This is a genomic window from Paenibacillus sp. FSL R5-0475, from assembly GCF_038004585.1.
GTDB lineage: Bacteria > Bacillota > Bacilli > Paenibacillales > Paenibacillaceae > Paenibacillus_AQ.
On record NZ_JBBORK010000001.1, the window covers coordinates 1,610,141 to 1,622,416 of the forward strand.

Annotated in this window: 11 protein-coding genes and 1 pseudogene; 11 read left to right on the forward strand and 1 reads right to left on the reverse strand. The window is 39.2% G+C overall.

What is annotated here, in order from left to right; all coding sequences use genetic code 11:
• Positions 1-12 precede the first annotated feature (12 nt).
• The 11 genes and pseudogenes from MKX41_RS07185 (at position 13) to MKX41_RS07235 (ending at position 11,374) form a co-directional block, all read left to right on the forward strand.
• The gene (locus MKX41_RS07185) at positions 13-603 is read left to right on the forward strand and encodes an RNA polymerase sigma factor (protein ID WP_340969295.1); all 591 of its coding nucleotides are present in this window, start codon (positions 13-15) and stop codon (positions 601-603) included.
• On the forward strand, positions 581-2,206 hold the full coding sequence (locus MKX41_RS07190; protein WP_340969296.1) for a DUF4179 domain-containing protein: 1,626 nt from the start codon (positions 581-583) through the stop codon (positions 2,204-2,206). Before MKX41_RS07185 ends, MKX41_RS07190 begins: the two co-directional genes overlap by 23 nt.
• 89 nt (positions 2,207-2,295) lie before the next feature.
• The gene (locus MKX41_RS07195) at positions 2,296-2,523 is read left to right on the forward strand and encodes a hypothetical protein (protein WP_042187971.1); all 228 of its coding nucleotides are present in this window, start codon (positions 2,296-2,298) and stop codon (positions 2,521-2,523) included.
• Positions 2,524-2,970: 447 nt separating this feature from the next.
• The gene (locus tag MKX41_RS07200; protein ID WP_340969297.1) at positions 2,971-4,464 is read left to right on the forward strand and encodes an SMI1/KNR4 family protein; all 1,494 of its coding nucleotides are present in this window, start codon (positions 2,971-2,973) and stop codon (positions 4,462-4,464) included.
• A gap of 114 nt (positions 4,465-4,578) precedes the next feature.
• Positions 4,579-6,030, forward strand: a complete 1,452-nt coding sequence (locus tag MKX41_RS07205; protein WP_340969298.1) for a serine hydrolase domain-containing protein — start codon at positions 4,579-4,581, stop codon at positions 6,028-6,030.
• 575 nt (positions 6,031-6,605) lie between these two features.
• Positions 6,606-7,085 carry a DUF4265 domain-containing protein gene (locus MKX41_RS07210; protein WP_339803671.1) on the forward strand — a complete coding sequence of 160 codons (480 nt, stop codon included), beginning with the start codon at positions 6,606-6,608 and terminating at the stop codon, positions 7,083-7,085.
• A gap of 137 nt (positions 7,086-7,222) precedes the next feature.
• On the forward strand, positions 7,223-7,804 hold the full coding sequence (locus MKX41_RS07215) for a hypothetical protein (RefSeq protein ID WP_042187979.1): 582 nt from the start codon (positions 7,223-7,225) through the stop codon (positions 7,802-7,804).
• A gap of 127 nt (positions 7,805-7,931) precedes the next feature.
• Positions 7,932-8,543 carry a suppressor of fused domain protein gene (locus tag MKX41_RS07220; protein ID WP_076298977.1) on the forward strand — a complete coding sequence of 204 codons (612 nt, stop codon included), beginning with the start codon at positions 7,932-7,934 and terminating at the stop codon, positions 8,541-8,543.
• 48 nt (positions 8,544-8,591) lie between these two features.
• Positions 8,592-8,690 (forward strand): annotated as a pseudogene (locus MKX41_RS07225) (SDR family NAD(P)-dependent oxidoreductase); the annotation flags it as partial.
• A gap of 234 nt (positions 8,691-8,924) precedes the next feature.
• Positions 8,925-10,085, forward strand: a complete 1,161-nt coding sequence (locus MKX41_RS07230) for an alanyl-tRNA editing protein (protein ID WP_340969299.1) — start codon at positions 8,925-8,927, stop codon at positions 10,083-10,085.
• A 146-nt stretch (positions 10,086-10,231) separates the two neighbouring features.
• A complete protein-coding gene (locus MKX41_RS07235) occupies positions 10,232-11,374 on the forward strand; it encodes a copper amine oxidase N-terminal domain-containing protein (RefSeq protein ID WP_340969300.1) in 1,143 nt (380 codons plus the stop codon).
• Between the two features lie 69 nt (positions 11,375-11,443).
• On the opposite strand, the gene MKX41_RS07240 is transcribed toward MKX41_RS07235, so the two are convergent.
• Positions 11,444-12,244: a polysaccharide deacetylase family protein gene (locus MKX41_RS07240; RefSeq protein ID WP_340969301.1), complete on the reverse strand. Its 801-nt coding sequence runs from the start codon at positions 12,242-12,244 to the stop codon at positions 11,444-11,446.
• Positions 12,245-12,276: the final 32 nt, after the last annotated feature.

A 12,276-nucleotide genomic window follows, 5' to 3' on the forward strand; every position in this document is an offset into this window, starting at 1 on the left:
GGAGGCTTAAAGGTGAAGGGACATGTACCGAAAGTTGAAAAAGAGGAAGAAAGGCAATGGATCCTAAACGTTCTGGATGGTCATAAGGAAGACTATTCGTATCTTGTGAATCGATATAAAAATAAAACCTATGGCCTTTTGAGAGGAATGGGGGCCGATCATCAAGACGCACAAGACATCACTCAGGAGACTTTTATTAAAGCTTATCGTAAGCTAGCCTCACATGATTTGGATAAAAACTTTGCGGCTTGGCTGTATACGATCGCGACTAATTTACTGAAGGATTTGTGGAAAAAAACTCGTCCTATAGCGTGCTTACCAGATGATCTTGCTGAACTATCTCTTTCAGATAATCCAGAAGAAGAATTCATTCGATCGGAGCATCGCACAGAGCTGCATCAGTTAATGCAGAAGCTACCACCTAATTATCGTACGACTTTGCTGCTTCGTTATACCAATGATTTAAGCTATGAAGAAATGTGTACGCTCTTAGAGGTCCCTTTAAGTAAAATCCAAAATGACCTTTATCGTGCAAAACAACGATTGAAACATATCATGACACACCAGGAGGTGAAGAGCGATGAAGTGCTTAAGTCCATTTGAGATCGAGCAATACATCCTAAGTACACCCACCTCCCGACCATTTGAAAATGTTGATCATATCGCTGCTTGTGCCCATTGCAATTTAATCTATCATACACTATTAGAAGAACAAGAGGAGTGGTCGCAAGCGTTGTTTGAAGAGAAGCTGCCAGATTCTTTTACTGCTCAAGTTATGGCTTCAATAGAATTCGTAGAACTAGAGAAAGTAACGGTACCTGACAGGAAGCGAAAGAATCCGAAGATACTTAAGTCACTAAGAATAGCCATGGGAGCGGCTTTGTTACTTGTTGTTCTGAGTGCCGTGATTTTATATTCTGTGCCCACATTGGCAGAGACTTTACGTTCTCTTTTTGTAAAAGATAATGTGGACATTGGCCTTCTACGTGCACAAGAATTTGGGTTAGTAGAACATCCTAATATTAAGGTGAAGGATAAAGGCTATACGATAAAAATAGATGAAGCTGTAGCGGATCCTACTCGTGTGATTGTCGCTCTACAGTTGTTCGGACCGGATGGAAAGCATGACAGACATCGCTTGGGTTTTGGTGAAGGAAATAAGATTGAAGTTAAAGATGATCAAGGAAAGATCGTAGGAGAATTATACGATATTGGATTTACCAACGATTTTTACTATATGATCGCTAATTTCTCGGAGCCACTGCAAACCGATCAAATTACAGTCGAAGGTCATATTACTGAGTTGGGAAGCAAGGACAGAAATATTCCTGCACTTCAAGGCGATTGGAACTTTAGTTTTTCGATGGATATGACAAAAGCGAATGAACAAACAACCTCAACTCCCCTAACGGGTAGCTACACTTCTCCGGATGGTATAACAGTCACCTTGAAAAAATTAACTCATATGGTACAAGGTGTTCGTTTTGAATTTGATACGGAGTTGAGTGATGAGGCGCTAAACCGTTCTCCAGGTGAATTATGGAAGCAGCAAGGGGTGAAGTTCCATTTTGAGGATAGCGCGGGTGAAGAGATTCACAGTGTTAATGCGAGGAAATTGCCGAGTAAGGATAGTGTAATGTCACGATCTTCGACCCCCGGTGATAAACCTGGACTTATGCATTGGAGCTATACGTTTAAATATTTGCCTCAGGATACGCCGTATACTTTTGTGTTCGATGGGTATTTCATTCTAGAAAAGGATGGTTCGATGGTACAGTTTGAGCCATCCAAGTTGAAGGAGCATCCGATCCCCTTTGCATTTGATGGAGATGAGCTGATGTTAAATGATTTTACTGTGGAATCACCGCCTGATACCAATGGATCAACGAAGGAAGGTTCATTACATTTTAGCGGAAGATTGAGAAATGAATTTATGAACAGTGAGTGGATATTTAAGGATCTTGAGGGTAAAGAGTATCCTCTCTCAGGACGAGGAGCTTATTCTACTGATGGGTCCGGATGGAAAGATGGTTATATCGTAATCGTTGAATCGCAGTCAAATAACAAAAAGAATTTTTTTGAGTTCCGTGCAATTGGCCTTACTACGATCCCTGATCAGCTTCAATTAATACGCACGATAGTCAACCGATTGTACACCAATGTAGATTGGTCCGTTCCTATCATGGAAGCTAGCAAAAAGCAGTAAAATCATTCATTTACCTTCCGGAATGTACAAGCAGATAGGAGCTCTGTCGCATCTCATATACTATCACAATCGAAAAGAGGTGGTAGTTTATGACTGCTGCAGAGAAGAGAAGAATTCAAAGAGCTTTGAATGCTTTGCGTAAGCAAAGAGTGGTTCTGAAGGAAAGCCTTAAAAGAATTGAAGCATTGCTTTGCAGATTGCCTATTGGCAGTCGCGAAAGATTTGAATTGTTAGCAGTAAGAGATTCAATCGTAGAAGCGCTCCGACTCAATGCTATTGCTATACGAAATTTAAAAGACGTTACTTGTGCTTGTTAATTCGTTGAACTTCTGAACCTTCTGATCCTTGTATCAACGATCAAAGTAAAGCTTTTTCCTGTCACATTAGGAGGATACTGTTTTTCTTTCTTATTGATCTGATGGGTAACGATAGCTCAATAAACACGATAAGGCAGCCGGTCAGTCAATGTGATCGGCTGCCTTTATTCAGCAAACGGGCAGGATAGTTGAAGTTCAAACGCGGGAAAACGTATAATAAATAGGGTTTAACCCCTAAGATGACTCTTAGTTTTTTTATATGACTTAATACAACAATATTTACAAATTCATGATAAGGTATTGCTAAATCAGGAAATAGATGCTCCATATGTAAGATAGAATTAATTATTGATGGAACTGTTGAAGATGGTTCATAACAAAATGATTGATGATCAACCAAGGACGTTTACTGAAACTATTATGATTCTGTAGAATGGGGGCCACTATATGTCATTAGTTAATGAAAAAGAAGAGTGTTTACTGATCGAGACATTAAAATCACATATACCAAATGTAGAGGAATTACTGAATCCAGCAGTTGAGGAATCAGAAATAAACCTTTTTGAGAGCATGATGAACTGCAAATTTCCAGAAGATTTTAGAAAGTTATACATGAATTCTAATGGAGAAGGAGAGCAGATTTTTGGCGTTATGGCTGGTCTTGGTTGGATGAACATTGAATCGATAGTAAGCAACTGGAAGTCCCTTTTGGAATCAGCATACGATATTATATCCAGCAAACCAGATATAATAAAAGATGGGAACTACAGAGAAGGCTGGATTCCTTTTGCCGAAGATGGTGGAGGCTCATATTTGGCAATTGATTTAGACCCCGGAGAAAAGGGCGTTTATGGGCAAATTATAACGATAGATCACAATTCTAGTTTTTCATATGTTATTGCGGAAAGTTTGGGACATTTCTTTGAATTTATTGATTCGAGCCTCAGAAATAGTAGTATTGGTATTCGTGAAGAAGATGATGTAATCATATTATCCCGTGAAAGTGGAAGTTTGTTGGATGATATTTTGGCTTTGACTAAAATGGATATCGAAGAGAACCGCCTTATCCCTGTAAGCGGATTTTGGGAAGAGTATTTTAAAGACGATGTTGAGAGTGGTTTTGTATCTTCAAAAACATTGAAAAAAAAGAGAATGGTATTTATTAGAGCTGATCAAGCTCAAAAATACGGAGCAATATCTTTGGATATTTTAACCCATATGGTTAATCTTAAAGAACTTATTATACATGCGGATGAAATTACTAATTTCGATGTACTTAAACGGTTGCCTTCTTTAGCAGAACTTGTGATAGGATCAGAAGCCTTTAAAGAGTCTGATTTGGAGTACTTAGTTTCTTTAGATGGGCTAAGGCAACTAACATTAATAGGACTTCCATTAAAAGATATACATAAACTGAAAGATATAAAGAAATTAAAGAGTTTGAGATTATGTAGAATGAACTCAATTGATAGGGGATTAATAGGAACTATAAAAAATTTGAAGGAACTAAGTTTAGAAGAAATGGAGGTTGGCGACCTGCTTTATATTTCAAACCTTAGTAAGTTAATAAAACTAGAGCTCAAACAAGTGACTATACCACATTTATCATTCTTAAAAGGTTTAAAGAATCTAACGTTTTTTGAGACGGATAGCTGTGCAATAGATGAATCACATATAGAGGTTATAGGAGAATTGAAGAAATTAAAGCAATTCACTTATCCGGTCGGAGATTTAACAATACTCAAAAATTGTATGAGTCTAAAGCAGATTGGAGTAGATGCATCAAGACTTAAAGGGTTGGAGGAAATTTCAGACTGTAATATAGTCGATATAACTATATTTCATGCAATATCGAAAGAGAACGCAAAGTCCGTAGTCGCGGAGTTTAATAAATACTTTAAACTTCAGTCATATGGATGGCAGGTAACATGGAATGATTAATGAAACTTGCCTACATTGAGCTTTATCATAATAGGGCGAAATTTTTAAAAAAGAAAAGAGACTAGCCATATTGGTTAGTCTCCGTTGTTTATATTTTTTCGAAATGGAGAGTTTATGAAAAAGACTATTGTTTTTGTATTATCAATACTTATATTATTCTCAGGATTCGCAACACAAAGTTATGCGTCGTTTTCAGATACGCAATCTGCGGCAATACAGGCGTTGCTGGATGATGCCCGTCGTATATCAGGTGTGCCAGGAATGTCGATCTCAATACTTGCTGATGATGAAGTGTTCTACTTTTCTTCCGGGTATGCAGACCGTGAAAGTGGGTTGTCTGCAAGTGAAAATACACTATATGAGTTGGCCTCGGTCAGTAAAGCTTTTACCGGCATGGGTATTCTGCTGTTGGAGGAGCAAGGGCTGCTGTCAATGACTGACACTGTCCAAAAATATTTACCTTGGTTTACGTTAAAATATCAAGGCAAACCTGTTGATATGCAAAGCCTTACACTCAATAACTTTCTTCACCATACTAGCGGCCTAACAAATAGTAGGCATTCTCAAAATATTCCACAAGGCAATACACCAGATTTGCTGCAAAAGACTGTGGAAATGCTGGTAGATGCTGAGTTGGCGTTCCCTCCCGGTGAACAGTATAGCTATGGAACCGTTAATTATGACGTATTGGGTTTGGTTATTGAGATTGTGTCGGGACAAAGCTATGAAGACTTTATGAGCGAACAGGTATTTCAGCCGTTAGGTCTTCACCAGACGTATGTTTATAAAGAAGATGCTCAAGCCACCGGACAGTTGGCACAGGGCTACCGTTCTTCCTTTTTTATGACAACTCCATATAACGCGCCGGATTATTCCGGGAATAAACCCGCAGGCTACATCATTTCTTGTACAAAAGATATGGCGCGTTGGATGGGCATACAGATGGGTATTGTGCAGGACATACCCGAAATATTCCATGCGGTTATCGAAAAGTCACATCAGGGCGATATGTCTGTTCCGGCAGTCAACGAAATGTATTATGCAGCGGGCTGGTCGGTAAACGCCAACCAAACGATTATAGAACACCCAGGGGGCAATCCCAATTTCGGAACCGAAGTGGCCATACTGCCAAATGAACGAACAGCCGTCTGCTTGCTGACCAACGGCGCAAATATCAATAGAAGCATGGTACTAAAAGTTAAAGATATATTAGACGGCAATCTAACGCAGTCATATGAAATAAGCGGCACACAGCTTTTGGACATCATTTTATCGTCTATCACAATTATTCTTTGCCTATTGGCTGTTCTGTTCTTTATCTTAGGATTACGCAGAAGGAAAACGAATGAGCGGCAGCCAATTACAAAAAAGCGAATAATCGTAACAGCTATTTTGCTGATTGCTACGATTGCCCTGTGTATAATGTGCTGTGTATTAGATTGGTCAACGATACTTATTTGGCAAACATATAGTGTTCTTACAGCTTTGATTTCGTCGGCATTATTAACAGCAAGCATTACATGGTTTGTATACACTCACCGATATAATGCCTCGCTCCGAAAATAAGCATTTTGTTTCGCTTATTGGTAAAATGCGTATAGCGTATTTTGTTTGGTACAGCGGAAAGTAGAGTTACGAAATAGTGAGAAAGAATTGATTTAACGCCAGATTCACCTCAATATAACCATTTAAAGTTCAAGAAGAGATACCACATGAACTTTTCTTTTGTTGAATTACTTGCACAATCCTTGGTGATTCTCAATCTACATACTGGCAGTAAAGCTCAATGTTACTATACATCGGATTTGTTGGGTTTCCGTTCATTACCGGAATCTCGTTATCCGAGTATATCCGGCGTCGAAGACTTGTCTACCGCTTCCAGCACTTGACGAGGCGTTTTAGTACCTGCTATGATTTCTTGAATATCTTTCCTAGATTTGAGAAAGCAGGGCCAGCAACGCCCCAATTATTAACAAGGTACATGACATTGCCGCCTTGAAAGCATCTTGAAGTAACCCTTTTCAAAAAAAAGAGGACCCTCCTTTATTATCGACCCGTTGAATTACAAGCGATAGCGGATACATGTAGGATGTAATCTCAAATCTCATACATTAAAAGAAACAGTATTGAGGAGTATTCGTATGGAACATAAATTAACTTTAATTAATGTTTTTGCCGGCATAAATTCAGAGGAAGCAGTCTTTGAAGAGCTTCCTGCAGAATGCATAAGCGATAAAATATTCAAATTATGTGCATCTCCTGGGCTGGCTCTAGGGCTTGCGAAAGGAGATACAATAAAACTCCATCCCAATGGAGAGTTTGAATTAATAAAACATGGTGGAAATTTCTGCATTCAAATTTACAAAGAGGAGCTTGTTAAAGAAAAGATAGAGACAGCTGAATCTATAGTCAAACGAGAGCTTTCCGGTTCTTTAGATGGATTTCATAATGGCTCGCTTGCCTTCACCGCGCCCATCAGGAATGGATTTCATGCCACCAATAAGGTTTTCAATATAATTAGAGATTTATTAGAATCGGAGTACTATTACTCTAATATTTACGAATATCCATATAACTTCGACGATGAAGAGTTAGTTAGCTGGGCTAGAGATCTGGATTAATCGCTTCAAAATATCAGTTCTCCGGCATCATACACTATCTCTGGGCCACATTTTTCAATATGATCTCCAATCCTGAGTCAAAAAAATAACGCGTAATCATAATATACCCAAAAGCTCAAGAGTTGCAGGAGGCAGATATGGTAGATGAAAGGCATCTTGTTTATTTCAAAGAACTCCTGGAAGGAAATGCTGAAATTTCTTTTAAGGCATACCTTTCAAATAATGAAGATTCTTTGCGCAAGCAATTTTCTCCGGCGAGATTTGCAAGACTGAAGTTCAAGTCAATTGATGAAATAATAAAGATTCTTGACGAAGAGAATGTATCCTACAGCATTAATGATCATGCCGTAAGAAACGAAAAATATTTAGCAACCTTTCATCTGGATGCCTTGAATGAACAAGGTAGGCTTAAGGAAGGATTCAAAGACACCCTATTCAAAGGAACTGTTCACAACTTTAAAACCAAGGGGGAAGAAGCAGTCTTAACCCTCTATAAATACATCGAATACCCTAAAAAAATCAATAGCAAAAAAAATATAGAAAAACTCCAAGACATCGAATGTTTCGCCGAATTGGAATTATCCTTAGGGGATGAAAGTCTTGGCTTATTTTTACTAAAGGCTCTAGCCTCTATTGAGCGTCAGCTTTCCGAAGTAGATGATATTGTCCTTAAAGCTCAGGAAGCAGTAATGAAGCACCATTCATCGAAAAGAGATTAATAACTTCTTAATTGGAGAGATTTGCCCTTTCAATTACTGAAATGGCAGGCCGCGAACGATGAAGGAGGACAATGATACCAGCCCAAATTCTAAACCAAAAAACCAATATTGAAAAAAGGTGATGGATGTGCAAATCAATAAAGAGTCATGCCGAGGGATCATTCTGGAATTCGACATTAGGAGAACAATTATTCTCAATTTATATATTAAAGAATGGTCTATGCCAGAATATAGAGTCATAATGACAAAACCGGAGATTGGCGTATATATTGAGTTATATTATTTTCCCTCAATTGACGTTAATATTCCTGCAAGATTCGCAACAGTCGGCCTATCTAATTCCATTCGGAAAACTGGAAAACCTATTGAGAATGAATGGATGATAGCTTTAAAACCCGATTTGGGACAAGAAAACATTGATCGCATATTCTCATATTTCTGTGACATAATTGCCCATAATATTGAACATATCCAATCTTCGGAAGTACCACGAGTAATGACTGAGAGCGCACTCGCACCTGAAAATTGGACTACAAAAGCCCTCTTGATTGATGAACTTAGAGGAGAAAGTGAGGATTTAGAACAAATAAAAATAGGTGAAGAAATAATTAATGTCTTGTGGGTAGTACCAATTACCCCCAAAGAATCGCGTATAATTTTACAAGAAGGCATAGATGCTTTTGATGCTTACATAGATAATCATTACTATTCCATAATTGATCCCACTCGTCCTGATTAATAAGAGCAGTTCAATATCATTCGCACTAAACCAACCATATCCCCACAGATGGGACCTTGGCTCGCGAACCACGTTGTGGAAATTCAAACCATGTCTACGGTGGTGCCAGAAAGTCCAAATGACACTGTGAAGCGCTTGCTCGGCTAGGGCATTATTTTCCTTGAACAGGGGTAATGGTTCAAGAGTATGACAGCGGAATTCTTGGATGAGAGTACAGGATTACTGATGTACAAGGTAGAAGACAACTGAAAGTAGAACAACAGAGTGAATTCCTTCCAAAAGCGCCGCAAGGCGTTTTTCATTGTGCAGTTTGTCTTTGAAATCCGTTATGATACTATAAGCTTAATGTGCCATAAACGTATAAAAGAGAGGGATAAATACATGACCAACAAACTATACTACAATTCTACATACATTACTGATTGGGAGACCTGTATTAGTGAAACCATAGAACGAGAAGATGGACGCTATGTTATTTTGGAGGAGACCGCTTTTTATCCGCATGGCGGTGGGCAACCTTGTGATTTAGGGACTATTGGGGATATCCCGGTACTTGATGTAATCAGTGAGGAAGATCTTGTCCTGCATAAGCTGGAACGTCTGCCTGATGATTTATCCGTCACTTGTCAGATCGATTGGAAGAGAAGATTTGATCATATGCAGCAGCATAGTGGACAACACTTGCTCTCAGCCATCTGTCTCAATTTGTACCAGTTTATGACTCTAAGCTTTCATTTGGGTGAGGATTATTGCACCATTGATATAGAAGCGTCAGAACTGTCGCCTAAACAACTTCATTCCATAGAGTGGGAGGTTAATCGGCAGATTTACCAGAACCATAGTATCCTGAGCTATTTTGTAACAGGGGAAGAGGCTTCACAGCTTAAATTGGTCAAACAACCTAAAGTGACGGAAAACATCCGGATTGTAGAAATTAAAGATGTTGAATATAACGCTTGCGGTGGTACGCATGTATCTTCAACAGGTGAGATTGGTATAATTAAGCTTCTGAAAGCGGAGAAACAAAAAGGCAATACGCGGATCTATTTTAAATGTGGATACCGTGCTTTGGAGGAGTTTAATAGCAGTCTGCAAATTGTTGGAGCACTATCTTCCAAATTCAATACGGGAAAAGATGAAATTATCGATCGCATTGAAAAATGGGAGAATGAACAAAAGCAGCTGCAAGCTGAAATTACACTACTTAAAGAGAAGAATGATGATTATGTCGTACAGGAGCTTTTAGCACAACAAGAAGGAAAGCTGATCTCAAAAGTGTTCGAGGATAAATCGCTGAAAGATTTACAAAGTTTAGCTAACAAGCTTACCGCGAAATGCGATGTTCCGGTTTTATTGGCTAGTTCTGCTGAAAATAAGGTTGTATTTGCACAGAATGGCAGCGCGGAGATCTCCTGTGGAGCTTTTTTCAAAGAGCATCTTAGTACTTACAATGGAAAAGGCGGAGGCAGTGATAAACTAGCGCAAGCAGGATTCCAGACATGGGGAGATGCCTTGGCGTTTTATGAGTTTGCTAGAAGTTAAGATTACTTTATAAAAGACAGAAGACCTGACTTCGGTAGTCTACCGTGGATCAGGACTTTTTTATACGTAAAACGGAAACAAGAAACTTTTTCCAAATTCTGTCGTCTAATTACATATGACTATAGAGTCAAGGGAGACGAAAAGAAATGAACAAATGGAAGGTAACGCTAGGAATCTTGACTGTTTTGATTTTAAGTACGGGGTATGGATCGGTATCAGCCCAAGCAGAAAACCAAATTCAATTCAACTATAAAGAAATCGGAATCAGCAGTAAACAGGTGATCACGGAGAATACAACTTTTGTACCCCTGAAATCACTCGCAGATGCTATGGGGTATACATTATCTTGGGATCAACCGTCCAAAACGGCCAAACTGGTTCGTCCTGAGCGTGAGGTTAACTTCACGGCTGGTACTGTAAAGTCAAAAGTGAATGAGGCAGTGGTGACCTTAACAAAATCCCCACGTATTATAAAAGGCTCGGTGTACGTGCCATTGATCTCAGCGGTCAGTCTACTTGGAGGTAAAGCGGGGCTTAATAAAACGGATGGGGTTATCCAAATTATAGATGAAGCTAGATTGGTTTCTGCTTCTGTAGATGGAAGATCCTATTGGATATCTCAAAAAAACGGCGATTTGTATTACCGTGCAACGGAAACTGGGAAACCAGTAATTATTGGTCGACTACCTTTTAAGGAATCTGCGTACAACTACGCTTTTGAGATTGAAAAAGTGGGCAATGGTACGGACTTACTCCAGTTAACGGACAATCATTATGCCATGTTCACCGATTTCAATAGCAGCTATCAAGTATTGGTCAAAGCGGGCACTATTCTCAAGCAAATGGACTATCATTACAATAACTCGGCTTATATCCATGCACCACAAGTGCCTTCCACTCAGGTGTATATGACCGATGGGAAGAACGTTCAATATATTACTAAGGATGGCGGTTTGGGCAAGTTATTTGAGATGGAAAAGTTAACAGGAGCAACCGGAGATTTCATAGTGGAGTATGCTGCGGAAGACGTTGTGCTCGTTCGTTTATTAGATACGACACACTTATATTTAGTTTATAGCAACACCGGTAAAATCATCAATCTCTATGAAAAACTAATTACTAGTGAGGATCGTAAGGAATGGGATAGAGTAAATGATGGCAGAGATCCATATGTATTGACCAGAATGTTAGTGTTGAAGAGTCGCAAAGGGAATGTAATGACATTCACCTATACTCCAATCCTTGAGGAAAAAGCAAAAACAGTGACATTTACACTTCAATCCAAATAATTTCAATCACTTTTATGTAATAAGCAAAAAGAGAGCGATGCTTAAAATCGCTCTTTTTTGCATTTTGGATTATTTCATCATCATCGTACTTCCACCTTTAATCTGAACAGGTTGATCATTTACGGATACCCAAACATCAATAGCTGAGTTGTTACGAATGACCGTTTTGTCAGCACTCATCTTCAGTGAATATAGCGCATCAACATAATCATAAATCTCTATATTGGTAGCGTACCAAATATCCGAATGTCCACCTGCTTGTTGGCAAAAGGATTCGATAAGCTCCCAATTGTTCTGCTGTGCAAATTCATAACTATGACCCCAAACATAACAGAGTCTCAGCTTTTGGGATGGCCCTTCCGTTGTAAATCGCTCCCATACGTGATGCAGATCTTCTATATGATGACAAGTTGGATGCCACTCCATGAAATTCAAAGGCATATCAAACTGTTTGGTTGAATGGACAGTTCGGCTGTATTCAATCCCAACAGACTGTAGAGGAGCAATGATTTCCTGAGAGTATGTACCGTATGGATAGGACATGCCTCGTACCGGATAATCCACTAGTTTCTCCAGTCGCTTACGGTCTTCGAACAGCTCATCAATCACCATAGGTAAAGGTAGACGCTCTAGATGTGGATGGGTAACGGAATGGGCAGATACCTCATGGTTTCTGAGCGAATGTTTAACATCAGCAGATGATAAGAATCCCGGTGCGTTTATCATTGCGCTATTTAAATGGAAAGTACCTTTAATCCCATGTTGATCAAAAATCTCCGCCAAGCGAATATCGTGTTTCTGTCCGTCATCATAGCTCATGGTGAGCGCCTTGGGCAATCCGCCCGGGAATAAGTTAAATTGAAGTTTCATGAATGTACACTCCTGTTCGTTTGGTCATTTCG